Source organism: Actinacidiphila sp. bgisy160, from assembly GCF_965342435.1.
Lineage (GTDB): Bacteria > Actinomycetota > Actinomycetes > Streptomycetales > Streptomycetaceae > Actinacidiphila.
Genome location: NZ_CBDRCM010000009.1, coordinates 151620 through 175137 on the forward strand (window position 1 = coordinate 151620; position 23518 = coordinate 175137).

The 23518-nt window shown below is 69.2% G+C and carries 35 protein-coding genes; 33 read left to right on the forward strand and 2 right to left on the reverse strand.

Features of this window, described 5'->3' with window-relative positions; genetic code table 11:
* Positions 1–79: 79 nt before the first annotated feature.
* Positions 80–2119 carry a PIG-L family deacetylase gene (locus ACRWNP_RS11220; RefSeq protein WP_431960941.1) on the reverse strand — a complete coding sequence of 680 codons (2040 nt, stop codon included), beginning with the start codon at positions 2117–2119 and terminating at the stop codon, positions 80–82.
* 168 nt (positions 2120–2287) lie between these two features.
* Between ACRWNP_RS11220 and ACRWNP_RS11225 the strand changes: the two genes are divergently transcribed.
* From ACRWNP_RS11225 to truA, 33 genes are all read left to right on the forward strand, one after another.
* Entirely contained in the window at positions 2288–3514 is a 1227-nt protein-coding gene (locus tag ACRWNP_RS11225) for a S8 family peptidase (protein WP_431960943.1), read from the forward strand.
* A gap of 379 nt (positions 3515–3893) precedes the next feature.
* Positions 3894–4202, forward strand: coding sequence for a 30S ribosomal protein S10 (rpsJ, locus tag ACRWNP_RS11230; RefSeq protein WP_014144312.1), 309 nt, complete (start codon positions 3894–3896; stop codon positions 4200–4202).
* A 14-nt stretch (positions 4203–4216) separates the two neighbouring features.
* Positions 4217–4861 carry a 50S ribosomal protein L3 gene (gene rplC / locus ACRWNP_RS11235; RefSeq protein ID WP_018558869.1) on the forward strand — a complete coding sequence of 215 codons (645 nt, stop codon included), beginning with the start codon at positions 4217–4219 and terminating at the stop codon, positions 4859–4861.
* 4 nt (positions 4862–4865) lie between these two features.
* Positions 4866–5516 (forward strand): 50S ribosomal protein L4, encoded by a 651-nt coding sequence (gene rplD, locus ACRWNP_RS11240; protein WP_431960944.1) that lies wholly within the window; start codon positions 4866–4868, stop codon positions 5514–5516.
* On the forward strand, positions 5516–5842 hold the full coding sequence (gene rplW, locus ACRWNP_RS11245) for a 50S ribosomal protein L23 (RefSeq protein WP_319139009.1): 327 nt from the start codon (positions 5516–5518) through the stop codon (positions 5840–5842). Before rplD ends, rplW begins: the two co-directional genes overlap by 1 nt.
* 47 nt (positions 5843–5889) lie before the next feature.
* The gene (gene rplB, locus ACRWNP_RS11250; RefSeq protein WP_319139010.1) at positions 5890–6726 is read left to right on the forward strand and encodes a 50S ribosomal protein L2; all 837 of its coding nucleotides are present in this window, start codon (positions 5890–5892) and stop codon (positions 6724–6726) included.
* A gap of 12 nt (positions 6727–6738) precedes the next feature.
* Positions 6739–7020 carry a 30S ribosomal protein S19 gene (gene rpsS, locus ACRWNP_RS11255; RefSeq protein ID WP_431944481.1) on the forward strand — a complete coding sequence of 94 codons (282 nt, stop codon included), beginning with the start codon at positions 6739–6741 and terminating at the stop codon, positions 7018–7020.
* A 49-nt stretch (positions 7021–7069) separates the two neighbouring features.
* Positions 7070–7417, forward strand: a complete 348-nt coding sequence (gene rplV, locus ACRWNP_RS11260) for a 50S ribosomal protein L22 (RefSeq protein WP_361800744.1) — start codon at positions 7070–7072, stop codon at positions 7415–7417.
* The gene (rpsC, locus tag ACRWNP_RS11265; RefSeq protein ID WP_431960945.1) at positions 7417–8241 is read left to right on the forward strand and encodes a 30S ribosomal protein S3; all 825 of its coding nucleotides are present in this window, start codon (positions 7417–7419) and stop codon (positions 8239–8241) included. Before rplV ends, rpsC begins: the two co-directional genes overlap by 1 nt.
* Before the next feature lie 5 nt (positions 8242–8246).
* The gene (gene rplP / locus ACRWNP_RS11270) at positions 8247–8666 is read left to right on the forward strand and encodes a 50S ribosomal protein L16 (protein WP_018558876.1); all 420 of its coding nucleotides are present in this window, start codon (positions 8247–8249) and stop codon (positions 8664–8666) included.
* On the forward strand, positions 8666–8890 hold the full coding sequence (rpmC, locus tag ACRWNP_RS11275) for a 50S ribosomal protein L29 (protein ID WP_431960947.1): 225 nt from the start codon (positions 8666–8668) through the stop codon (positions 8888–8890). Before rplP ends, rpmC begins: the two co-directional genes overlap by 1 nt.
* The gene (rpsQ, locus tag ACRWNP_RS11280; protein ID WP_431944475.1) at positions 8890–9174 is read left to right on the forward strand and encodes a 30S ribosomal protein S17; all 285 of its coding nucleotides are present in this window, start codon (positions 8890–8892) and stop codon (positions 9172–9174) included. The genes rpmC and rpsQ overlap by 1 nt, the downstream gene beginning before the upstream one ends.
* Before the next feature lie 157 nt (positions 9175–9331).
* Positions 9332–9700, forward strand: coding sequence for a 50S ribosomal protein L14 (gene rplN / locus ACRWNP_RS11285; RefSeq protein ID WP_055718836.1), 369 nt, complete (start codon positions 9332–9334; stop codon positions 9698–9700).
* Positions 9701–9703: 3 nt separating this feature from the next.
* The gene (gene rplX, locus ACRWNP_RS11290) at positions 9704–10027 is read left to right on the forward strand and encodes a 50S ribosomal protein L24 (protein WP_431944472.1); all 324 of its coding nucleotides are present in this window, start codon (positions 9704–9706) and stop codon (positions 10025–10027) included.
* Positions 10027–10584 (forward strand): 50S ribosomal protein L5, encoded by a 558-nt coding sequence (gene rplE / locus ACRWNP_RS11295; RefSeq protein WP_431960948.1) that lies wholly within the window; start codon positions 10027–10029, stop codon positions 10582–10584. Before rplX ends, rplE begins: the two co-directional genes overlap by 1 nt.
* Positions 10585–10587: 3 nt before the next feature.
* Positions 10588–10773 carry a type Z 30S ribosomal protein S14 gene (locus ACRWNP_RS11300; RefSeq protein WP_059127180.1) on the forward strand — a complete coding sequence of 62 codons (186 nt, stop codon included), beginning with the start codon at positions 10588–10590 and terminating at the stop codon, positions 10771–10773.
* 195 nt (positions 10774–10968) lie between these two features.
* Entirely contained in the window at positions 10969–11367 is a 399-nt protein-coding gene (rpsH, locus tag ACRWNP_RS11305; protein ID WP_018558881.1) for a 30S ribosomal protein S8, read from the forward strand.
* 21 nt (positions 11368–11388) lie between these two features.
* Positions 11389–11928: a 50S ribosomal protein L6 gene (gene rplF / locus ACRWNP_RS11310; protein ID WP_319139016.1), complete on the forward strand. Its 540-nt coding sequence runs from the start codon at positions 11389–11391 to the stop codon at positions 11926–11928.
* A gap of 3 nt (positions 11929–11931) precedes the next feature.
* Positions 11932–12315 carry a 50S ribosomal protein L18 gene (gene rplR / locus ACRWNP_RS11315; RefSeq protein ID WP_319158056.1) on the forward strand — a complete coding sequence of 128 codons (384 nt, stop codon included), beginning with the start codon at positions 11932–11934 and terminating at the stop codon, positions 12313–12315.
* Between the two features lie 41 nt (positions 12316–12356).
* On the forward strand, positions 12357–12962 hold the full coding sequence (gene rpsE / locus ACRWNP_RS11320) for a 30S ribosomal protein S5 (RefSeq protein WP_003998815.1): 606 nt from the start codon (positions 12357–12359) through the stop codon (positions 12960–12962).
* Positions 12962–13144 (forward strand): 50S ribosomal protein L30, encoded by a 183-nt coding sequence (gene rpmD / locus ACRWNP_RS11325; RefSeq protein ID WP_018558884.1) that lies wholly within the window; start codon positions 12962–12964, stop codon positions 13142–13144. The genes rpsE and rpmD overlap by 1 nt, the downstream gene beginning before the upstream one ends.
* A gap of 1 nt (position 13145) precedes the next feature.
* Positions 13146–13601 carry a 50S ribosomal protein L15 gene (gene rplO / locus ACRWNP_RS11330; protein ID WP_431960949.1) on the forward strand — a complete coding sequence of 152 codons (456 nt, stop codon included), beginning with the start codon at positions 13146–13148 and terminating at the stop codon, positions 13599–13601.
* A 223-nt stretch (positions 13602–13824) separates the two neighbouring features.
* A complete protein-coding gene (gene secY, locus ACRWNP_RS11335; protein WP_431960950.1) occupies positions 13825–15138 on the forward strand; it encodes a preprotein translocase subunit SecY in 1314 nt (437 codons plus the stop codon).
* On the forward strand, positions 15138–15812 hold the full coding sequence (locus tag ACRWNP_RS11340) for an adenylate kinase (RefSeq protein ID WP_431960951.1): 675 nt from the start codon (positions 15138–15140) through the stop codon (positions 15810–15812). The genes secY and ACRWNP_RS11340 overlap by 1 nt, the downstream gene beginning before the upstream one ends.
* A gap of 92 nt (positions 15813–15904) precedes the next feature.
* Positions 15905–16741 (forward strand): type I methionyl aminopeptidase, encoded by an 837-nt coding sequence (map, locus tag ACRWNP_RS11345; RefSeq protein ID WP_431960952.1) that lies wholly within the window; start codon positions 15905–15907, stop codon positions 16739–16741.
* Between the two features lie 153 nt (positions 16742–16894).
* On the forward strand, positions 16895–17116 hold the full coding sequence (gene infA / locus ACRWNP_RS11350; RefSeq protein ID WP_003956442.1) for a translation initiation factor IF-1: 222 nt from the start codon (positions 16895–16897) through the stop codon (positions 17114–17116).
* Positions 17117–17144: 28 nt separating this feature from the next.
* Positions 17145–17258, forward strand: a complete 114-nt coding sequence (gene rpmJ / locus ACRWNP_RS11355; RefSeq protein WP_003956441.1) for a 50S ribosomal protein L36 — start codon at positions 17145–17147, stop codon at positions 17256–17258.
* 188 nt (positions 17259–17446) lie between these two features.
* Positions 17447–17827 (forward strand): 30S ribosomal protein S13, encoded by a 381-nt coding sequence (gene rpsM / locus ACRWNP_RS11360; RefSeq protein WP_361800616.1) that lies wholly within the window; start codon positions 17447–17449, stop codon positions 17825–17827.
* 67 nt (positions 17828–17894) lie between these two features.
* Entirely contained in the window at positions 17895–18299 is a 405-nt protein-coding gene (gene rpsK / locus ACRWNP_RS11365; protein ID WP_018558890.1) for a 30S ribosomal protein S11, read from the forward strand.
* A gap of 36 nt (positions 18300–18335) precedes the next feature.
* Positions 18336–18962, forward strand: a complete 627-nt coding sequence (gene rpsD / locus ACRWNP_RS11370) for a 30S ribosomal protein S4 (protein ID WP_431960954.1) — start codon at positions 18336–18338, stop codon at positions 18960–18962.
* 106 nt (positions 18963–19068) lie between these two features.
* Complete coding sequence (locus tag ACRWNP_RS11375) at positions 19069–20091, forward strand: DNA-directed RNA polymerase subunit alpha (protein WP_431960955.1); 1023 nt, start codon at positions 19069–19071, stop codon at positions 20089–20091.
* Positions 20092–20173: 82 nt separating this feature from the next.
* Positions 20174–20677 carry a 50S ribosomal protein L17 gene (gene rplQ, locus ACRWNP_RS11380; RefSeq protein ID WP_431960956.1) on the forward strand — a complete coding sequence of 168 codons (504 nt, stop codon included), beginning with the start codon at positions 20174–20176 and terminating at the stop codon, positions 20675–20677.
* A gap of 71 nt (positions 20678–20748) precedes the next feature.
* Positions 20749–21606, forward strand: a complete 858-nt coding sequence (truA, locus tag ACRWNP_RS11385) for a tRNA pseudouridine(38-40) synthase TruA (protein WP_431960957.1) — start codon at positions 20749–20751, stop codon at positions 21604–21606.
* Between the two features lie 43 nt (positions 21607–21649).
* Here truA and ACRWNP_RS11390 read toward each other — a convergent pair whose 3' ends face one another.
* The gene (locus ACRWNP_RS11390; protein WP_431960958.1) at positions 21650–23500 is read right to left on the reverse strand and encodes a hypothetical protein; all 1851 of its coding nucleotides are present in this window, start codon (positions 23498–23500) and stop codon (positions 21650–21652) included.
* Positions 23501–23518 lie beyond the last annotated feature (18 nt).

Consider the following 23518-nt stretch of genomic DNA (forward strand, 5'->3'; position numbering starts at 1 on the left):
CCGTAGGCGAGTTGCACGAGGGCCCCGGCCCACCGTTCACGCGGTGGGCCGGGGCCCTCGCCGTTTCGGCCCGGGGCGGCTAGACCGGGGTGCGCAGCTCCGGCCGCCAGATCCAGGGCGTGGCGTCCGTCCCGAAGCCCACGACGGCCGGCCGGGCGCCGGGGCGGCCGTGCAGGGCCGGGAAGCCGTACGCGGGGGCGCCCCGGCGCAGCGCGCCGGCCGGGTGCGCGAGGCCGGCGACGTGGACGGACCCGTCGGCGCCGCGGCCGGCGAGCAGCCCGTGGGCCTGGGCGAGGGGGCCGTAACCGTCGAAGAGCCTCGGCCGGCCAGGCGCGAGCGCCGCCCGGACGAAGCCGAGCCGGTGGACGAGCAGTTCGTCGCTCGCCGGCAGGCGGTAGACCAGCGACAGGGAGCCGTCGGGCTCGGCAGTGGCGGCCGGGGGATCGGCGGGGACGGGCAGTGCGGTCAGCAAGCGGCAGACCGGCGGACGGCCGGGCGCGTCCTGGGACCAGTGGTGCACGGCGGTGCGCCCGGCGGCGAACACGTGCACCCTCCCGTCGCGGTCCACGACCGCGCTCAGCCCGTCCTGCACCTGGCCGCCGCCCAGGTCCTGCCAGCCGATCCAGCTGCCGTCCGGCTCCCGTACGCGAGTGCTCAGGCCCTTGGCGGCGTTGCGTACGAACAGGTGCACCCGGCCGTCCGGGGCGGTCACCGCGACGGGGACGCCGATCCTGCGGCCCCGGTCCGGGTCGTCCTCGGGCGAGCCGAGCCCCTGCCAGTCACGGCCCTCCTCCAGCAGCACCACGTCCCGGGTGTTGGCCGTCCGGTCGCTGTCCAGCGAGGCGAACCGCAGGGCGAACAGCAGCGGGCCGCCGCCGGCCGGGTCGGTCACGACGCTCAGCGCGGGGGCGAGCGGGCCGCCGCCCAGGTCGCGTGGCGGGCCCCAGCGCCCGCTGCCGGGGGCGGTCTCGCGCCAGCGCACCGCGCGGGTGCCGAGCACACCGTGGGCGACCAGTCGCCCCTGCGCGTCGGTCCCGGGCACGAGGCGGGCGCCGGGGTGGCGGTAGTGGGTGCTGCGCACCCAGCCCTTGCGGTTGGTCAGCGGCCTGCCCACGCCCACCGCGTAGTCGCCGCAGCCGGAGGGGTCGCCGCACGGCCAGTCGGGGGCGCCGCCGTACGGGGCGAGGTAGCCGGCCTTCCGGCGCAGCAGTGCCGGCGGGAGGTTGTAGGGCCAGTGGTGGTTGTAGTAGCCCCGGTAGGCCGTCGTCAGGAAGGCGGGCACGACGCCCTCGCTGCGGGCGACGGTGTCGGCGTGGCGGGCGATCGCCTTCCAGGTGAACAGCGCGGTCGCGGTGTGGTCCCAGTGGTCGCTGTAGCCGAGCTGCTCGATGTCCCGTCGCCAGGTGGCCCCGTTGGCCTCCATGTCCGGGTCGGGGTCGAGGGTGTGGACGACGGTCGGCCGGTGGCGCTCCAGCAGGCCGGTGAGCACGTCCACCAGGACGTCGTGGGTGTACGTGCCCCTGGCGGTGTTCGGTGAGCCCGCCGAGGTGAAGGTCGGCATCGTCATGCCGGGCAGTTGCCACAGCTGCGGCAGGCCGACCCTGTTGGTGCTGCCGTGCATGGCGAGGTTGAGGAAGACCAGCACCGCCTCGCGGTCGCCCACCCGCAGCGTGTCGACCTCGGAGGTCATGCCGTGGGCCAGCCGCGTGGTGCCGCGCCGCCAGGGGGTGAAGATGTCGGTGCCCAGCATCGCCGCGTAGGCCTGCCGCAGTCCCTGGTGGCGGGCGGCGGAGTAGGCGGCCTTGTCGGGGGCCGGACGCGGTTGTCCCGGTGGACGGTTGACGCCGTGCGCCTCGCCCGCGGTGACGTACACCGACACCACGGGGACGCCCGCCTCGACGGCCTGCACGGTGTCCGGGTTCATGAAGTACAGCTCGTCGTCGGGGTGCGCCAGGACCTGGAGCAGCCGTGCCCCGCCGGCCGCCGCACGGAACGCGAGAGGGGCGGGCGCCGGACCGGTGGCCGCGACCCCGGACCGGGAGCAGCCGGCCACGGCGACCGCGGCGGTGCCGGCGGCGAGGCCGGCCAGGAAGCGCCGACGGGTGGGAGCGATCTTCACGTCAGGCTAGAGGGCGGTTCCGCCCGGGAGGTTGCCGCGCTCCGGCGCGGCGTGCGCCACCTGGGCGACGCGTGTACGTCATCGGGGCGTCACCTTCCCGGCCGCCGCAGCCCCTCGCCCGATCGGCGCACTGCGCGAGCAGGCCATGAGCACTCGATGTTACGACTGGTGACGTTCGGTGCACACCCGTACGAGTCCCCCGAGGAGCCCGCCATGCGCCTGTCCCAGCGCCGGGCAGTGGTCGTCGCCGCCGTCCTGACGGCCGTCCTGCCCGCACTCGGCGGGGCCGCCGCGACGCCGGAGCCGCCGGGGGCCCCGCTGCGGATGGCGGCTCAGGGCGGCATCCGCGGGCAGTATGTGGTGATGCTGCGGCCGGGTACCGATCCGGGCACGGTGCTGCGCAGCGTCGAGGCGAGGGCGATGTTCACGTTCACCAGCGCGCTGGTGGGCTTCGCCGCGCGGCTGACCGACGGCCAGGTCTCCCGGCTGCGCGCGGTGCCGGGGGTGGAGGCCGTGGAACAGGACACCGAGGTCGCGGCGCCGAATCCGGCGACGCAGGTGACCGCGGCCGCCGCCGAGGTGTCCTGGGGCCTGGCCCGGATCGGCAGCCGGGCCCGCGAGGGCGGTGTCTTCAGTGTCCGGGCGACGGGCGCCGCGGTCACCTCGTACATCATCGACACCGGCATCGACTTCGGGCACGCCGAGTTCGGCGGGCGGGCGGTGCCAGGGTTCGACGCGGTGGGGGACGGCCGGGACGGCGCCGACTGCAACGGGCACGGCACGCACGTCGCCGGGACGGTCGGCGGCGCCGGCACCGGGGTCGCCCGGGCGACGAAGCTGGTCTCGGTACGGGTGCTGGGCTGTGACGGCCGCGGCTCGGTGGCCACGGTCGTCGCCGGGATGAACTGGGTGGCCGCCCATGCGGTGAAGCCGGCGGTCGCCAACCTGTCGACCGGTGGCGCGCACAGCGAGACGGCCGACCGCGCGGTGGAGGGCCTGGCGGCCGCGGGGGTCTTCCCGGTGGTCGCCGCCGGCAACTCCGACGAGGACGCCTGCGGTGTCTCCCCGGCCGGGGCGCCGGGCGCGTTCACCGTCGCCGCGACCGACGAGTCGGACCACAAGGCGTCCTTCAGCAACTGGGGCGGCTGCGTGGACATCAGCGCCCCCGGCACCGGGATCACCTCGGCGGCCATGGGCGGGGGGCTGGTCCGCATGAGCGGCACCTCGATGGCCGCCCCGCACGTCACGGGGGTGGCGGCGCTCTACAAGGACACGAACGGGGACGTCTCCACGCCCTTCCTCGCCTCCTGGCTGCTGGCCAACGCCACTCCCGGCGTGCCCGTCGACGCCCCGCCCGGCACCCCGCCGTTGCTGGTGTACACATCCGGACTGTGACCCGGGTTTGGGGAAGCGGGGGCGGCGGGTAAGGTACTGCGCCCCGATTGGCGTCCGACGCGTCCGGTATGGCAGACTAGCCGGGTTGCTCGGTCGAGTGCCGATGCTGCGCGCCTCCCGTCGGGAGGACCGGAAGCGAGTCCCACAGTACTCGTCGTCCCGCTCGGGACGGACGTACGGGAATCTTCCGGGAAGCGTCAGCGGGGTGCTCGCCAGGCGCTCGGTGGGTGCCTTCTCCCACGTATCCCCTCCCTGAGGGTCTCCGCCATGCGGAGATTTAAGGGAAGGGAAGCGACACGCCCGACCGCGTGGGTCGGAGAAGACGGTCGAACCACCGAGTTCCAGAGCGTTCACTAGCAGACAGGACTACGAAGTAGCCATGGCGGGACAGAAGATCCGCATCCGGCTCAAGGCCTACGACCACGAGGTCATCGACTCCTCGGCGAAGAAGATCGTCGAGACGGTGACGCGTACTGGTGCGCAGGTCGCGGGCCCGGTGCCGCTGCCCACTGAGAAGAACGTGTACTGCGTCATCAAGTCGCCGCACAAGTACAAGGACTCGCGCGAGCACTTCGAGATGCGCACGCACAAGCGCCTGATCGACATCCTCGACCCGACGCCCAAGACCGTTGACTCGTTGATGCGCCTGGACCTTCCGGCCGGCGTCGACATCGAGATCAAGCTCTGAGAGGCGCGGAACAGATGGCTAAGCAGATCAAGGGCATCCTGGGCGAGAAGCTCGGCATGACCCAGGTCTGGGACGAGAACAACCGTGTCGTCCCCGTGACCGTGGTCAAGGCCGGCCCGAACGTCGTGACCCAGGTCCGCACGAACGACGTCGACGGCTACGAGTCGGTCCAGATCGCCTTCGGCGAGATCGACCCGCGCAAGGTGAACAAGCCCCTCAAGGGCCACTTCGCCAAGGCCGACGTGACCCCCCGCCGCCACCTGGTGGAGCTCCGCACCGCGGACGCCGCCGAGTACACCCTCGGCCAGGAGATCACCGCCGAGGTGTTCGAGGCCGGCGTGAAGGTGGACGTCACCGGCAAGAGCAAGGGCAAGGGCTTCGCCGGTGTCATGAAGCGTCACAACTTCAAGGGCCTCGGCGCCGGTCACGGCACCCAGCGCAAGCACCGCTCTCCCGGCTCCATCGGTGGCTGCGCCACCCCGGGCCGTGTGTTCAAGGGTCTGCGCATGGCGGGCCGCATGGGCAACGAGCGGGTCACCACCCAGAACCTGACCGTCCACGCTGTTGACGCGGAGAAGGGCCTGCTGCTCATCAAGGGCGCGGTTCCCGGCCCGAACGGCGGCCTCGTCCTGGTCCGCACCGCGGCCAAGGGGGCCTGAGGATATGAGCACCATTGACATTCTGTCGCCCGCCGGCGACAAGACCGGGACCGTAGAGCTCCCGGGCGAGATCTTCGACGCGAAGGTCAGCATCCCGCTGATCCACCAGGTCGTCGTGGCGCAGCTGGCCGCCGCCCGTCAGGGCACGCACAAGGTCAAGACGCGTGGCGAGGTCCGCGGTGGTGGCAAGAAGCCGTACCGCCAGAAGGGCACCGGCCGCGCCCGTCAGGGTTCGACCCGCGCCCCGCAGTTCGCCGGTGGCGGCGTCGTGCACGGTCCCGTGCCGCGTGACTACTCGCAGCGGACCCCGAAGAAGATGAAGGCCGCCGCCCTGCGCGGTGCCCTCACCGACCGGGCGCGTCACAACCGCATCCACGTCGTGACCGGCGTCGTCGAGGGCGAGTCCCCGTCGACGAAGGCCGCCAAGACGCTGCTGGGCAAGATCAGCGACCGCAAGAACGTGCTGCTCGTCGCCGACCGCGCCGAAGAGGCCGCGTGGCTCTCCGCCCGCAACCTGCCCCAGGTGCACATCCTGGAGGCCGGCCAGCTGAACACGTACGACGTGCTCGTCTCCGACGACGTGGTCTTCACCAAGGCCGCCTTCGACCGCTTCATCGGTAACGGCGCCGCCGAGACCGAAGGGAGCGACGCCTGATGGCCGAGCAGACCGCGATCACCAGCCGGACCTTCACGGACCACCGTGACATCCTGGTCAAGCCGGTGGTCTCCGAGAAGAGCTACGCGCTGCTGGACGAGAACAAGTACACGTTCGTCGTCGACCCGCGTGCCAACAAGACCCAGATCAAGCAGGCCGTCGAAGCGGTCTTCTCGGTCAAGGTCACCGGGGTCAACACGATCAACCGTCAGGGTAAGCGCAAGCGCACCAAGACCGGTTTCGGCAAGCGCAAGGACACCAAGCGCGCCATCGTGACCCTCGCCGAGGGCGACCGCATCGACATCTTCGGCGGCCCGGTCTCCTAACGGAGGCCGGAACGTTCAGAAGTCCGGAATCTTCCGAGGACTGAGAAATGGGTATCCGCAAGTACAAGCCGACGACCCCGGGCCGTCGTGGCTCCAGCGTCGCCGACTTCGTCGAGATCACGCGGTCCACGCCGGAGAAGTCGCTGGTCCGCCCGCTGCACAGCAAGGGCGGCCGTAACAACGCCGGTCGTGTGACCGTTCGCCACCAGGGTGGTGGCCACAAGCGCGCCTACCGCGTGATCGACTTCCGTCGTCACGACAAGGACGGCGTGCCGGCCAAGGTCGCGCACATCGAGTACGACCCCAACCGCACCGCGCGCATCGCGCTCCTGCACTACGCGGACGGCGAGAAGCGCTACATCCTGGCCCCGGCCAAGCTGAACCAGGGCGACCGGATCGAGAACGGCCCCGGCGCGGACATCAAGCCCGGCAACAACCTGCCGCTGCGCTACATCCCCGTCGGTACCACCGTTCACGCCATCGAGCTGCGTCCCGGCGGCGGCGCGAAGATCTCCCGCTCCGCGGGCTCTTCGGTGCAGCTGCTGGCGAAGGAGGGCTCCATGGCCACCCTTCGCATGCCGTCCGGTGAAGTCCGCATGGTCGACGTCCGCTGCCGCGCCACCATCGGCGAGGTCGGCAACGCCGAGCAGTCGAACATCAACTGGGGCAAGGCCGGCCGTATGCGCTGGAAGGGCGTCCGCCCGACCGTCCGCGGTGTGGCCATGAACCCTGTCGACCACCCGCACGGTGGTGGTGAGGGCAAGACCTCCGGTGGTCGCCACCCGGTCAGCCCGTGGGGTCAGAAGGAGGGTCGTACTCGCTCGCCGAAGAAGGCCAGCAGCAAGTACATCGTCCGCCGCCGCAAGACGAACAAGAAGCGCTAGGAGCGGGTTTAGATGCCGCGCAGTCTCAAGAAGGGGCCCTTCGTCGACGACCACCTGATCAAGAAGGTGGACGCTCAGAACGAGGCCGGTACCCACAACGTCATCAAGACCTGGTCCCGCCGCTCGATGATCATCCCGGCGATGCTGGGCCACACGATCGCGGTGCACGACGGCCGTAAGCACGTCCCGGTGTTTGTCACCGAGTCGATGGTCGGCCACAAGCTCGGCGAGTTCGCGCCGACCCGCACCTTCCGCGGCCACGAGAAGGACGACCGCAAGTCGCGTCGTCGCTGACCTGCGGAGCGGAACAGTGACGACACAGACAGACACCGAAGGGACAACCATGGAAGCCAGGGCCCAGGCGCGGTACATCCGCGTCACGCCCATGAAGGCCCGCCGCGTGGTGGACCTCATCCGTGGCATGAGCGCCACGGAGGCTCAGGCGGTCCTGCGTTTCGCCCCGCAGGCCGCGAGCGTGCCGGTGGGCAAGGTGCTCGACAGCGCCATTGCCAACGCCGCGCACAACTACGACCACACCGACGCCGAGTCGCTGTACATCAGTGAGGCGTACGTCGACGAGGGCCCGACCCTGAAGCGGTTCCGTCCGCGCGCCCAGGGCCGCGCCTACCGGATCCGCAAGCGGACCAGCCACATCACCGTGGTCGTCAGCAGCAAGGAAGGGACCCGGTAATGGGCCAGAAGGTTAACCCGCACGGGTTCCGGCTCGGCATCACCACGGACTTCAAGTCCCGTTGGTACGCCGACAAGCTGTACAAGGACTACGTCAAGGAAGACGTCGCCATCCGCCGGATGATGACGCAGGGCATGGAGCGGGCCGGCATCTCCAAGGTGGAGATCGAGCGCACCCGCGACCGCGTCCGCGTCGACATCCACACCGCCCGGCCGGGCATCGTCATCGGCCGCCGCGGCGCGGAGGCCGACCGTATCCGCGGCGACCTGGAGAAGCTGACCGGCAAGCAGGTCCAGCTGAACATCCTCGAGGTCAAGAACCCGGAGACGGACGCTCAGCTGGTGGCCCAGGCCGTCGCCGAGCAGCTGTCCTCCCGCGTCTCCTTCCGTCGTGCGATGCGCAAGAGCATGCAGAGCACGATGAAGGCCGGCGCCAAGGGCATCAAGATCCAGTGCGGTGGCCGTCTCGGCGGCGCCGAGATGTCCCGCTCGGAGTTCTACCGCGAGGGCCGCGTTCCGCTGCACACGCTGCGCGCCAACGTCGACTACGGCTTCTTCGAGGCCCGTACGACCTTCGGCCGTATCGGCGTGAAGGTGTGGATCTACAAGGGCGACGTCAAGAACATCGCCGAGGTCCGCGCCGAGAACGCCGCCGCCCGCGCCGGCAACCGCCCGGCCCGTGGCGGTGGCAATGACCGTCCGCAGCGCCGCGGTGGCGAGCGCGGCGGCCGTGGCCGTCGTCCCCAGGGTGACGCCCAGGCCCCCAAGGCCGAGGTGACCACCGCTGAGGCTCCGGCTGCGGAGACCACCGGAACGGAGGCCTGACCCCCATGCTGATCCCCCGTCGGGTCAAGCACCGTAAGCAGCACCACCCGAAGCGTGATGGCATGGCCAAGGGTGGCACCGAGCTGGCGTTCGGTGAGTACGGCATCCAGGCCGTCACCCCCGCGTACGTGACGAACCGGCAGATCGAGTCCGCTCGTATCGCCATCACCCGTCACATCCGCCGTGGCGGCAAGGTCTGGATCAACATCTACCCGGACCGCCCGCTCACGAAGAAGCCGGCCGAAACCCGCATGGGTTCCGGTAAGGGCTCCCCGGAGTGGTGGGTCGCGAACGTCAAGCCCGGTCGGGTGATGTTCGAGCTGTCCTTCCCGAACGAGAAGGTTGCGCGTGAGGCGCTCACCCGAGCCGCCCACAAGCTTCCGATGAAGTGCCGGATCGTCCGGCGCGAGGCAGGTGAGCTGTAATGGCGGCCGGTACCAAGGCGACCGAGCTGCGCCAGCTGGGTGACGAGGAGCTCGTCGCCAAGCTGCGTGAGGCCAAGGAGGAGCTGTTCAACCTCCGCTTCCAGGCGGCCACCGGACAGCTCGAGAACAACTCCCGGCTGAAGGTTGTCCGCAAGGACATCGCCCGGATCTACACCCTCATGCGTGAGCGTGAGCTCGGCATCGAGACGGTGGAGAACGCCTGATGAGCGAGAAGAATGTGACTGAGAGCAGCGAGCAGCGCGGCTTCCGCAAGACCCGTGAGGGTCTCGTGGTCAGCGACAAGATGGACAAGACCGTCGTGGTCGCCGTCGAGGACCGTGTGAAGCACGCCCTGTACGGCAAGGTCATCCGCCGTACCAACAAGCTCAAGGCGCACGACGAGCAGAACGCCGCGGGCGTCGGCGACCGCGTCCTCCTCATGGAGACCCGGCCGCTGTCCGCGAGCAAGCGCTGGCGCGTCGTCGAGATCCTCGAGAAGGCCAAGTAAGACCGCTCGGCCGGCCGGACCGCGTGACCCGTTCGCGCGGTCCGGCCCCGGCCGGCACGTAATTCCTGCGGGGGGTTCCCCGCAGGACGGTTCCGCCAGGCTCGCAGGGTGATCCGCAAGGACCCTGCGGGAACCGGCAGACGATCAGGAGATAGACGTGATCCAGCAGGAGTCGCGACTGCGTGTCGCCGACAACACGGGCGCGAAGGAGATCCTTTGCATCCGTGTGCTCGGTGGCTCCGGTCGCCGCTACGCGGGAATCGGTGACGTCATCGTCGCCACCGTCAAGGACGCGATCCCCGGTGGCAACGTGAAGAAGGGCGACGTCGTCAAGGCGGTCGTCGTGCGCACCGTCAAGGAGCGCCGCCGTCCCGACGGTTCGTACATCCGCTTCGACGAGAACGCGGCCGTCATCCTCAAGAACGACGGTGACCCCCGCGGCACCCGTATCTTCGGCCCCGTGGGCCGGGAGTTGCGCGAGAAGAAGTTCATGAAGATCATCTCTCTCGCGCCGGAGGTGCTGTAACCGATGAAGATCAAGAAGGGCGACCTGGTCCAGGTCATCACCGGTAAGGACAAGGGCAAGCAGGGCAAGGTCATCGCGGCCTACCCCGCCGAGGACCGTGTCCTGGTCGAGGGTGTCAACCGGGTCAAGAAGCACACCAAGGCCGGCCAGACCGCTCGCGGTTCGAAGACCGGCGGCATCATCACGACCGAGGCGCCCGTCCACGTCTCCAACGTCCAGCTGGTCGTTGAGAAGGACGGCAAGAAGGTCGTGACCCGCGTCGGCTACCGCTTCGACGACGAGGGCAACAAGATCCGCGTTGCCAAGCGGACTGGTGAGGACATCTGATGACTACCACCACTTCGCCTCGTCTGAAGGCGCGCTACCGCGAGGAGATCGCGGGCAAGATGCGTGACGAGTTCCAGTACGAGAACGTCATGCAGATCCCCGGTCTCACCAAGATCGTGGTCAACATGGGTGTGGGCGACGCCGCCCGCGACTCCAAGCTGATCGAGGGCGCGATCCGCGACCTCACCACGATCACCGGCCAGAAGCCGGCCGTCACCAAGGCCCGGAAGTCCATCGCGCAGTTCAAGCTGCGTGAGGGTCAGCCGATCGGCGCCCACGTCACCCTGCGCGGTGACCGCATGTGGGAGTTCCTGGACCGTCTGCTGTCGCTCGCGCTCCCGCGCATCCGCGACTTCCGCGGTCTGTCGCCGAAGCAGTTCGACGGCCGAGGCAACTACACCTTCGGTCTCACGGAGCAGGTCATGTTCCACGAGATCGACCAGGACAAGATCGACCGCACCCGGGGTATGGACATCACCGTGGTGACCACGGCGACCAACGACGCTGAGGGCCGCGCGCTCCTTCGTCACCTCGGCTTCCCGTTCAAGGAGGCGTGAGCCGTGGCGAAGAAGGCTCTTATCGCGAAGGCCGCCCGCAAGCCCAAGTTCGGCGTGCGTTCCTACACGCGCTGCCAGCGCTGCGGCCGTCCGCACTCCGTGTACCGCAAGTTCGGCCTGTGCCGCGTGTGCCTTCGCGAGATGGCGCACCGCGGTGAACTGCCGGGCGTGACCAAGAGTTCCTGGTAACCACCAGGGCTCTCGGTAAGCAGATGAGTGGCGGGAGCCCGGCCCTGAGTACCGTAAGGTAGAAGGGTTGGGCGCCCGCCGCCCATGACCGTCTTACTACGCCGTAGGTCCCCGCGCCGCACCCGTCCCCAGCCTCATGGGGGAGAGGGATGGCGCATATAGGAAACCCCGGCGAGAGAGGCCTAAGGCCATCACATGACCATGACTGACCCGATCGCAGACATGCTGACGCGTCTGCGGAACGCGAACTCCGCGTACCACGACGAGGTCACCATGCCGTTCAGCAAGATCAAGTCGCACATCGCGGAGATCCTCCAGCAGGAGGGTTACATCCAGGGCTGGAAGGTCGAGGACGCCGAGGTCGGCAAGAACCTCACCATCGACCTGAAGTTCGGTCCGAACCGCGAGCGCTCGATCGCCGGCATCAAGCGCATCAGCAAGCCCGGTCTGCGGGTCTACGCAAAGTCCACCAACCTGCCGAAGGTGCTCGGCGGCCTGGGTGTGGCGATCATCTCCACCTCCCACGGGCTCCTCACCGACAAGCAGGCCAACAAGAAGGGCGTGGGTGGGGAAGTCCTCGCCTACGTCTGGTAGTCGGGAAACGGAGGTATAGCCATGTCGCGTATTGGACGGCTGCCCATCCCGGTTCCCGCCGGCGTGGACGTCACCATCGATGGCCGGACGGTCTCGGTGAAGGGCCCCAAGGGTTCCCTGACCCACACCGTTGCCGCGCCGATCGACATCGTCAAGAGCGAGGACGGCACCTTGCAGGTGTCGCGTCCGAACGACGAGCGTCAGAACAAGGCCCTGCACGGCCTGTCCCGCACGCTGGTGGCGAACATGATCACCGGCGTGACCGCGGGCTACGTGAAGAAGCTCGAGATCAGCGGTGTCGGCTACCGCGTCCAGGCGAAGGGCTCCAACCTGGAGTTCGCCCTGGGCTACAGCCACCCGATCCTCGTCGAGGCCCCCGAGGGCATCTCCTTCAAGGTCGAGAGCCCCACCAAGTTCTCGGTCGAGGGCATCGACAAGCAGAAGGTCGGCGAGGTCGCCGCGAACATCCGCAAGCTGCGGAAGCCCGACCCGTACAAGGCCAAGGGCGTCAAGTACGAGGGCGAAGTCATCCGCCGCAAGGTCGGAAAGGCTGGTAAGTAAGCCATGGCATACGGCGTGAAGATCGCCAAGGGCGACGCTTACAAGGGCGCTGCCAAGAAGCGTCGCCACATCCGCGTCCGCAAGCGGATCTCGGGCACCGAGGAGCGTCCGCGCCTGGTCGTGACCCGTTCCAACCGGGGCATCACGGCGCAGGTCATCGACGACCTCAAGGGCCACACCCTGGCCTCGGCGTCGCACCTGGACACCTCGATCCGGGGTGCCGAGGGCGACAAGACCGAGCAGGCGAAGAAGGTCGGCCAGCTGGTCGCCGAGCGGGCCAAGGCGGCCGGTGTCGGGACCGTTGTGTTCGACCGCGGTGGCAACCGGTACGCCGGTCGCATCGCTGCCCTGGCCGACGCCGCCCGCGAAGCCGGGCTCGGTTTCTGAGCCGGTTCCGTAGCTAGCGGAAACAGAGAGAGGTAAATCCAATGGCTGGACCCCAGCGCCGCGGTGGCGGTGCCGGTGGCGGCGAGCGGCGGGACCGGAAGGGCCGTGACGGCGGCGCAGCTGCCGCCGAGAAGACCGCGTACGTTGAGCGCGTTGTCGCGATCAACCGCGTCGCCAAGGTTGTGAAGGGTGGTCGTCGCTTCAGCTTCACCGCGCTGGTCGTGGTGGGCGACGGTGACGGCACCGTGGGTGTCGGCTACGGCAAGGCCAAGGAGGTGCCGGCCGCCATCGCCAAGGGCGTTGAGGAGGCCAAGAAGCACTTCTTCAAGGTCCCCCGTATCCAGGGCACCATCCCGCACCCCATCCAGGGCGAGAAGGCCGCGGGCGTCGTCCTGCTCAAGCCTGCTTCCCCCGGTACGGGTGTGATCGCCGGTGGTCCGGTGCGCGCCGTCCTGGAGTGCGCCGGCATTCACGACGTGCTGTCGAAGTCGCTCGGCTCCGACAACGCGATCAACATCGTGCACGCCACGGTGGAGGCGCTGAAGGGCCTGCAGCGCCCCGAGGAGATCGCCGCCCGTCGTGGTCTGCCGCTCGAGGACGTGGCCCCGGCTGCTCTGCTCCGGGCGCGTGCAGGGGTGGGTGCGTAATGGCTCGCCTCAAGGTCACGCAGGTCAAGTCCTACATCGGCAGCAAGCAGAACCACCGTGACACCCTGCGTTCGCTCGGCCTGAAGCGGCTGAACGACGTCGTGGTCAAGGAGGACCGCCCGGAGATCCGCGGCATGGTCCACACCGTCCGCCACCTCGTCACGGTCGAGGAGGTCGACTGACATGGGAGAGCAGTCTCCGCTGAAGGTCCACAACCTCCGTCCGGCCCCGGGCGCCAAGACCGCCAAGACCCGTGTCGGTCGCGGTGAGGCCTCCAAGGGCAAGACGGCCGGTCGTGGTACCAAGGGCACGAAGGCCCGCTACCAGGTTCCGGAGCGCTTCGAGGGTGGGCAGATGCCCCTCCACATGCGTCTTCCGAAGCTGAAGGGCTTCAAGAACCCGTTCCGCACCGAGTTCCAGGTCGTGAACCTGGACAAGCTGGCCGCGCTCTACCCCGAGGGTGGCGAGGTCACGGTGGCCGACCTGGTCGCCAAGGGTGCCGTGCGGAAGAACCAGCTCGTCAAGGTGCTGGGCACCGGCGAGGTCTCCGTGGCGCTGCAGGTGACCGTCGACGCGGTCTCCGGCTCCGCCAAGGAGAAGATCACCGCTGCGGGCGGCTCGGTCACCGAGCTCGTCTGAGAGTGATGCCACATCCATCCGGGGATGTTCCGCACTTTCGTGCGGGGCATCCCCGGTTGGTCATTCCGGGGACGGATGCCCGCCGGTAAGGTGGGCCGGGCTAGTCTTGCGGGGCCTGTGCACTGAAGCGGGTCAGGCAAGCCCAAACGTTTTGCAGTTCCACCATTCGTAGCTTTCAACACCGTCACCTCCCGCCGAAGACGCGGGAGGCGCAGGAGGCACCGTGCTCACCGCGTTCGCCCGGGCGTTCAGGACGCCCGACCTGCGCAAGAAGCTGCTGTTCACGCTGGGCATCATGGTGCTGTTCCGGCTGGGGGCGCACATCCCGATCCCTGGGGTCGACTACCAGGTGGTCAACTCCTGCATCAAGGCGGTCGGCGGGAATCAGGGCCTCTTCGGCCTGGTGAACCTCTTCAGCGGCGGCGCGCTTCTGCAGCTCACGATCTTCGCGCTCGGCATCATGCCGTACATCACCGCGAGCATCATCCTGCAGCTGCTCACCGTGGTCATCCCGCGCCTGGAAGCCCTCAAGAAGGAGGGCCAGGCCGGCCAGACGAAGATCACGCAGTACACGCGCTACCTCACCGTGGCGCTCGCGATCCTGCAGGGCACCGGTCTGGTGGCCACCGCCCGCTCCGGCAGCCTCTTCCAGCAGTGTCCCGACCGCTTCAACATCGTCCCGGACCAGTCGATCTTCACCACGATCACGATGGTCATCACGATGACCGCGGGCACCGCCCTCATCATGTGGCTGGGTGAGCTCATCACCGACCGCGGCATCGGCAACGGCATGTCGATCCTGATGTTCCTGTCGATCGCGGCCGGCTTCCCCGGCGCCCTCTGGGCGATCAAGAAGTCCGGGAACATCGCGGACGGCTGGGTCGAGTTCGGGGCCGTCATCCTGGTGGGTCTGGCGATGGTCGCCCTCGTCGTCTTCGTCGAGCAGGCGCAGCGCCGCATCCCCGTGCAGTACGCGAAGCGCATGATCGGGCGTCGTTCGTACGGTGGAACCTCCACCTACATCCCGCTGAAGGTGAACCAGGCGGGTGTGATTCCCGTCATCTTCGCGTCATCGCTCCTGTACATCCCGTCACTGGTCGTCCAGTTCAGTGGATCCACCTCTACCTGGGCAAACTGGGTCAGGGACAACCTGGTCAAGGGCGATCACCCGATCTACATCACCGCGTACTTCCTGCTGATTGTCTTCTTTGCCTTCTTCTACGTGGCCATCTCCTTCAACCCCGAAGAAGTCGCGGACAACATGAAGAAGTATGGTGGGTTCATCCCGGGCATCCGGGCTGGTCGTCCCACCGCGGAGTACCTCAGCTACGTGCTCAACCGCATCACGTGGCCGGGCGCTATGTACCTGGGTCTGATCGCCTTGGTGCCCACTGTGGCGCTGGTGCTGTTCAACGCGAACCAGAACTTCCCGTTCGGCGGGACGAGCATCCTGATCATCGTGGGTGTCGGCCTGGAGACGGTGAAGCAGATCGAGAGCCAGCTTCAGCAGCGTAACTACGAAGGGTTCCTCCGCTGATGCGCATCGTCCTCGTCGGGCCCCCCGGGGCCGGCAAGGGTACGCAGGCTGCGTACCTTGCCAGGAACTTGTCGATCCCGCACATCTCCACGGGCGACCTCTTCCGGGCGAACATCAGCCAGGGCACGGAGCTGGGCCTCAGGGCCCGCGAGTACACCGATGCCGGCCGGCTGGTCCCCGACGAGATCACCATCGGCATGGCCAAGGACCGCATGCTGCAGCCGGACGCCGCGGGCGGCTTCCTGCTCGACGGCTTCCCGCGGAACGTGGGCCAGGCCCAGGCGCTCGACAAGATCCTCGCCGAGACCGGGATAGCGCTGGACGCCGTCCTGGACCTCGAGGTCCCCGAGGAGGAGGTCGTCAAGCGGATCGCCGGCCGCCGACTGTGCCGCAAAGACGGCGGCCACGTCTTCCATGTGGTCTACCGGCCTCCGGCCGTCGAGGGCGTGTGCGACGAGTGCGGTGGTGAGCTGTACCAGCGTTCGGACGACACCGAGGAGAAGGTGCGGGTCCGGCTGGAGGAGTACCACAGCAAGACCGAGCCGATCATCGACTACTACAAGCAGCAGGGCCTGGTGCGCACGATCTCGGCCCTGGGCAAGGTCGCCGAGGTGACCAAGCGGGCGATGGACGCGCTGCAGGGCAAGAAGGACACGGGCGACAGCGCCGCCTGAACACATGCGTGACCGTTGCGGCCGCGGTGTCCCCCAGGACCCCGCGGCCGTACCGTTGAGGTATCCCGTGGGACGAAGGAAGGCCAGGACCGATGGTGGAGATCAAGACCCCCGAGCAGATCGCGAAGATGCGCGCGGCGGGCCTGGTCGTCGCCGCGATCCACGAGGCCACCCGTGAGGCGGCCGTCCCCGGGGCCACCACCAAGGACCTGGACGACGTGGCCCGCAAGGTCCTCGCCGACCACGGCGCCAAGCCGAACTTCCTCGGCTACGGCGGTTTCCCCGCCACGATCTGCACTTCCGTGAACGATGTCGTCGTCCACGGCATCCCGGACACCGCGACCGTCCTGAAGGACGGCGACATCATCTCGATCGACTGCGGTGCCATCGTCGACGGATGGCACGGCGACGCCGCCTACACCGCCTTCGTGGGCGGCGGTCACGCTCCGGAGCTCATCGAGCTCAGCCGGGTGACCGAGGAGTCCATGTGGGCCGGCATCGCCGCCTTCCGCAAGGGCGACCGGCTGGTCGACATCTCCCGTGCCATCGAGACGTACATCCGCCGGCAGCCCAAGCCCGGCGGCGGCAAGTACGGGATCATCGAGGAGTACGGCGGCCACGGCATCGGTTCGCAGATGCACATGGACCCCCACCTGCTGAACTACGTCTCGCGCAAGCGCGGCAAGGGCCCCCGTCTGGTGGCGGGCATGTGCCTGGCCATCGAGCCGATGGTCAGCCTCGGCACCCCGCTCACCCACGTTCTCGAGGACGAGTGGACGGTCAGGACCGACGACGGCACCTGGTCCTCCCACTGGGAGCACTCCGTCGCGCTCACCGAGGAGGGCCCGCTGGTCCTGACCGCCCGTGACGGCGGCAAGGCCAAGCTGGCGGAGTACGGGATCACGGCCGCGCCGGACCCGCTCGCCTGAGCGCCCCCTCCGGCCCGCTTATCGATCATCTTTCGCGGGCATACACCCCGGATTCGTCTTTCAGGAACGGCTGACGTAGACTGTCACGTCGGCTCGCGTATGCCTTCAGGCATGCCAAAAGCCGATCAAGGTAGCCGATCCCGAAAGCAGGACATGGCCAAGAAGCAAGGCGCCATCGAAATCGAGGGCACCGTGATCGAGTCTCTGCCGAACGCTATGTTCAAGGTGGAGCTGCAGAACGGTCACAAGGTCCTCGCGCACATCAGTGGCAAGATGCGCATGCACTACATCCGCATCCTTCCCGATGACCGGGTCGTTGTGGAGTTGTCCCCCTACGACCTCACGCGCGGACGGATCGTCTACCGCTACAAGTAGATCTCACGACCCGGAGAACCTGAATTCCATGAAGGTCAAGCCGAGCGTCAAGAAGATCTGCGACAAGTGCAAGGTGATCCGCCGTCACGGCCGGGTCATGGTCATCTGCGACAACCTGCGCCACAAGCAGCGCCAGGGCTGACGCACGCCGACCTGCACCTCGCAGTTCTTCCCGCGACGCGAGCAACACATGTACATACGCAGCGCCCGTCGGGCCGGATCCGTCCGGCTGACGACACCTCCGGCGGGGGCCGGGGACCTGGTCCGTACCTCGTACGGCGGCCAGGAGCGGCGCTGCGGAAGACCCCCAACACCAACAGGAGCCATTGAATGGCACGCGTTTCAGGTGTTGACATCCCGCGCGAAAAGCGTGTGGAAGTCGCCCTCACCTACGTCTTCGGCATTGGCCGCACCCTGGCCAAGGAGACCCTCGCCGCCACCGGCGTGAACCCGAACACCCGCGTTCGCGACCTGGACGAAGAGGACCTCGTCAAGATCCGCGAGTACGTGGACGCCAACATCAAGACCGAGGGTGACCTCCGTCGCGAGATCCAGGCGGACATCCGCCGCAAGGTGGAGATCGGCTGCTACCAGGGCCTGCGCCACCGCCGCGGCCTGCCGGTCCACGGTCAGCGGACCCACACCAACGCCCGCACCCGCAAGGGCCCGCGTCGCGCCATCGCCGGCAAGAAGAAGCCGGGCAAGAAGTAGTCCTCAGCGGACGCTCGTCAGCGGTCTTCGCTGTAGGACCGACCACCTCCACCGGGAGTAACCACATATGCCTCCGAAGGGCCGTCAGGCCGGCGCCAAGAAGGTGCGCCGCAAGGAGAAGAAGAACGTCGCTCATGGGCACGCCCACATCAAGAGCACGTTCAACAACACCATCGTTTCGATCACGGACCCGTCCGGCAACGTGATCTCCTGGGCCTCCGCCGGCCACGTCGGCTTCAAGGGCTCGCGCAAGTCGACCCCGTTCGCCGCGCAGATGGCCGCCGAGTCGGCCGCCCGCCGCGCGCAGGAGCACGGCATGCGCAAGGTCGATGTGTTCGTCAAGGGCCCCGGCTCCGGCCGTGAGACCGCGATCCGCTCCCTCCAGGCCACCGGCCTCGAGGTCGGCTCGATCCAGGACGTCACTCCGACCCCGCACAACGGATGCCGCCCGCCGAAGCGCCGGCGCGTCTGATCAGCAATCCGCTGAGCAGGTAGGAGAAAAACAGGAATGGCGCGTTACACCGGGGCCGACTGCAAGCGTTGCCGTCGGGAGAAGCAGAAGCTCTTCCTCAAGGGGAGCAAGTGCGAGAGCGCGAAGTGCCCGATCGAGATCCGTCCTTACCCCCCGGGTGAGCACGGACGCGGGCGCACCAAGGACAGCGAGTACCTGTTGCAGATGCGCGAGAAGCAGAAGTGCGCGCGTATCTACGGTGTCCTTGAGAAGCAGTTCCGCGGGTACTACGAGGAGGCGAACCGCAGGTCCGGCAAGACCGGTGAGAACCTGCTCCGCATCCTGGAGTCCCGGCTGGACAACGTGGTCTACCGGGCGGGCTTCGCCAAGTCGCGTGATCATGCGCGGCAGCTGGTCCGTCACGGCCACTTCCTCGTGAACGGCGTCAAGACCGACATCCCGTCGGCCCGTGTCGTCGCGAACGACATCGTCGAGGTCCGTCAGTCCTCCCGTAGCCTGACCCCCTTCCAGGTGGCTCAGGGGGAGGCGGGCGAGAGGACCGTCCCGGCCTGGCTGGAGGCGATCCCCTCGCGTCTGCGGATCCTCGTGCACAACCTGCCCGAGCGCCCGGTGATCGACACCCAGGTGCAGGAGCAGCTGATCGTCGAGCTCTACTCGAAGTAGCAGGGCTCACGGTCCCGGGCGGTGCGGCGCTTTTCGCGCCGCGCCGCCCGTACCCTTGAAGCCTCGGCATCAAATGGTGGGTGCCGAAGACTGGAGGCAATACCTCATGCTGATCGCTCAGCGCCCCTCGTTGACCGAAGAGGTCGTCGACGAGTTCCGCTCCCGGTTCGTGATCGAGCCGCTGGAGCCGGGCTTCGGCTACACCCTCGGCAACTCGCTCCGCCGCACGCTCCTCTCCTCGATCCCGGGTGCCGCCGTCACCTCGATCCGGATCGACGGCGTCCTGCACGAGTTCACCACCGTGCCGGGTGTCAAGGAGGACGTCACCGACCTCATCCTCAACATCAAGTCGCTGGTCGTCTCCTCGGAGCACGACGAGCCGGTCGTGATGTACCTGCGCAAGCAGGGCCCGGGTGTGGTCACCGCCGCCGACATCGCGCCCCCGGCCGGTGTCGAGGTGCACAACCCCGACCTCGTCCTGGCCACGCTGAACGGCAAGGGCAAGCTGGAGATGGAGCTGACCGTCGAGCGCGGTCGCGGCTACGTCTCCGCCGTCCAGAACAAGCAGCAGGGCCAGGAGATCGGCCGTATCCCGGTCGACTCCATCTACAGCCCGGTGCTCAAGGTCAGCTACAAGGTCGAGGCGACCCGTGTCGAGCAGCGCACCGACTTCGACAAGCTGATCGTCGACGTCGAGACCAAGCCCGCGATGCGTCCCCGTGACGCCGTGGCCTCGGCCGGCAAGACCCTCGTCGAGCTGTTCGGTCTCGCCCGCGAGCTGAACGTCGACGCCGAGGGCATCGACATGGGCCCGTCCCCGACGGACGCCGCCCTGGCGGCGGACCTCGCGCTGCCGATCGAGGAGCTCGAGCTCACCGTCCGTTCCTACAACTGCCTCAAGCGTGAGGGCATCCACTCGGTGGGTGAGCTCGTGGCGCGCTCCGAGGCGGACCTGCTCGACATCCGCAACTTCGGTGCGAAGTCGATCGACGAGGTCAAGGCGAAGCTGGCCGGCATGGGCCTGGCCCTCAAGGACAGCCCGCCCGGATTCGACCCGACCTCCGCCGCCGACACCTTCGGTGCGGACGACGACGTCGATGCCGGCTTCGTCGAGACCGAGCAGTACTGATCTGACTGCCCCCGGGCATCCGCCCGGGGGGCCCTGACACCGGTACCTGACACGGCCGGTGCAGAGATTGAGGAGAAACACCATGCCGAAGCCCGCCAAGGGTGCCCGTCTGGGCGGCAGCGCCGCGCACGAGCGTCTGCTTCTCGCGAACCTCGCGAAGTCGCTGTTCGAGCACGGCCGCATCACCACCACCGAGGCCAAGGCGCGCCGTCTGCGTCCGGTCGCGGAGCGCCTGATCACCAAGGCGAAGAAGGGCGACATCCACAACCGTCGCCTGGTGCTGCAGACGATCACGGACAAGAGCGTCGTCCACACGCTCTTCACCGAGATCGCCCCGCGGTACGAGAACCGCCCGGGTGGTTACACCCGCATCACCAAGATCGGTAACCGTCGCGGCGACAACGCGCCGATGGCCGTCATCGAGCTGGTGGAGGCGCTGACCGTGGCCCAGCAGGCCACGGGCGAGGCGGAGGCCGCGACCAAGCGCGCGGTCAAGGAGGCCGAGGCCAAGACCGAGGCTCCGGCCGAGGTCGAGGACAAGGCCGAGGCCACCGAGGCTCCGGCCGAGGAGTCCAAGGACGCCTGACGTCCCGACCGGACGGGCCCGCACCCAGATCGCTGGGGCGGGCCCGTCCGTGTGTTTGAGAGGATCTGCGGGTGAGTGTGGCAAGCGATGAGGTGGAGCCCGGGTACGTCCGGGTGCGGCTGGACCTGGCGTACGACGGAACCGAGTTCTCCGGGTGGGCGAAGCAGCGCAGCAGGAGGACGGTGCAGGGGGAGCTGGAGTCGGCTCTCCAGACGGTGCTGCGGCTGCCGGACCCGGTCGAGCTGACCGTCGCCGGGCGTACGGACGCCGGTGTGCACGCCCGGGGGCAGGTCGCGCACGTCGACCTGCCGGAGGACGTGTGGGCGCTGGAGGGCGGCAAGCTGCTGCGCCGGCTGGCGGGACGGCTGCCCTGGGACGTACGGGTGTGGAAGGTCTCGCGGGCCCCGGCCGGCTTCAACGCGCGCTTCTCCGCGATCTGGCGCCGCTACGCCTACCGGGTCGGCGACCACCAGGGAGGGGTCGATCCCCTGCTGCGGGGGCACGTGCTGTGGCACGACCGGCCGGTGGACGTGGACCTGATGAACGAAGCGGCGCGCAAGCTGCTCGGCGAGCACGACTTCGCGGCCTACTGCAAGAAGCGGGAGGGCGCGACGACCATCCGCACCCTCCTGGAGCTGCACTGGGAGCGGGACGCCTCCGGGCTGGCCGTGGCGACCGTCCGTGCGGACGCCTTCTGTCACAACATGGTGCGTGCCCTGGTCGGGTCGATGCTGCTGGTCGGCGACGGCCACCGGTCGGCCGGCTTCCCCGCCGAGGTCCTGGCGGGACGGGTGCGGCACTCGGCGGTCAACGTGGTGCGGCCGCACGGGCTGACCCTGGAGGAGGTCGGCTACCCGGCGGACGAGCTGCTGGCCGCGCGCAACCGCGAGGCCCGCAACATGCGCACCCTGCCGCTGCCTCGCGCCTGAGGGGCGCGGCCGGCGGGCGCCGGTCCGCCGCCTGCCCGCGCGCTCATCCACGGCGCCGCAGTGCCGTGACCACCTGGGTGAGGACGTAGCCCGAGCCCAGGGACGTCAGCACCAGCGGGACCGGGCGCAGGCGGTCGTGGAAGGCACCCCACCAGGAGAAGCAGGCGGCCGGGACGAGCAGCAGCAGGTACAGGGCGCGCGTCGCCCACCAGCGGGCGGGCAGGCGCACCGCGGCGCCCCGCGGGGGCAGCGGCATCGCGCCGTCTTCCGTGGTCAGGGTGCCCCTGACCCCGGAGAGGAAGCCGCGCGGGGCGAGTACCCGGGCACCGGGCACCCCGTCGAGCGTCGTGGGACGCTCCCCGAAGCCCTCGGGCAGCGCCGGCAGGCCCAGTGCCGCCACCGTGTCCGCGAGCCGCCGCCCGGGGGCGTCCATGCCGCGCAGCAGCGCCGTGAGGGGCCGTGCGTCGCGGACGCCGTACGCCGCGGCGAGGGCGCCGGCCGTGGCTCCGGCGGTCTCCAGGGACGGGACGGGCGCCCCCGGTGCCCATTCGTGCGCGGCGACCTTCCTGCCCCGGGCGTACAACGTGATCCCGTACCGGTCGCCCGAGCGCTGCAGGACGACGGCGGGCCACTTCTCGCCCGCCGTGAACAGGTCGACCGCCCCCGCCAGGCTGCCCTCCCCGGTCAGCTCGACATGGGTGAAGCCCGCTCCCGCCGGGGCCAGCCGCAGCCCGGTCCGGCACAGCAGTGCCGCCTGCGCGACGGCGGTGAGCGGTGCGGAGGCCACCGCCAGGGCGCGCGGCGTCCACTCGTGCCCGACTGCCGGGACGGGGACCTGGGGCGGGGTGCCGAAGAACGGGGTGCGGGTGGCGACCCGCATGCGCACCCCGGTACGGAAGTCCAGGAACTCCTGACGGGGATCCGCGCCCAGGTAGGCCCAGGGGAGGCTGGTGGCGTGCACGCCGATGTCGCGGAAGACGCCCAGCGCCTCCTCCCAGCGGCTCGCGCGCATCAGCATCAGCGCCAGGTGGTTGCGGATCTCCGCCGCCTCCGGGTCGCCGGGGTCGTACCAGCGGGACAGCTCCAGGGCGCGGTCGACGGCGGCGGCGATGCGGGCCGGCTCGACCTCGTCCGCGCCGGACGCGTCGTCGGCGGCGGGCCCGCCCGCCACGAGGTCGTACTCGACGGCGGCGAGCAGCGGCAACGCGTTGATCTTCGAGCCGGGCAGCGCCTCCTCGGCGGCCTGCTCGGCGAAGTCGAACATCTCGCGGTGCGTGCCGTACCACTTGGCGCACAGGTACTGCAGGGCGGAGGCGTGACAGCCGTAGTGGTGCGGGGCGCGCTCGACCGCCTCGGCCCAGTACGCGTCGAAGATCTCCCGCGAGGACTGCGTGCCCCGCGCGTGGGTGAGTGCGACGCGCCACGGCACAGGGTCGGCGGGGTTGAGCTCGGCGGCGGCGCCGATCACCGGCACCGCGTCCTTGAGCAGCGCGAAGAACGCCTTGAACTGCTCGGGCGGGACCTCCGATGCGCGGGCGCCGCTGCGTATCTCCCAGGCCTGGTGGACGCACAGGTCGGCCTTGACCAGCGCCGCGTCCGGGTCCTCGGGCGCGGCGTCCAGCCAGGCGTCCAGCCACCCGGGGTTGTGCAGGGCGAACCGTGCCAGCTCCGAGACGTAGGTGTCGCGCAGTTCCCACTGGCATCCCAGCCGGGTCGCGGACAGCAGCTCCCGGGCGGGCCCGTGGTCGCCGCTGCGCGCCGCGGCGAGCGCGCCGCGCAGCGGGACGCCGGGGACGTCCAGGACGACGGCCTCGTCCGGCGGCAGGCCGGCCCCGACGGCGGCGCCGTGGCGGAGCATGCGGGGCAGGGTCAGCAGCGTACGCAGGGAGGGCATGCCGTTCTGGTCCGGGTC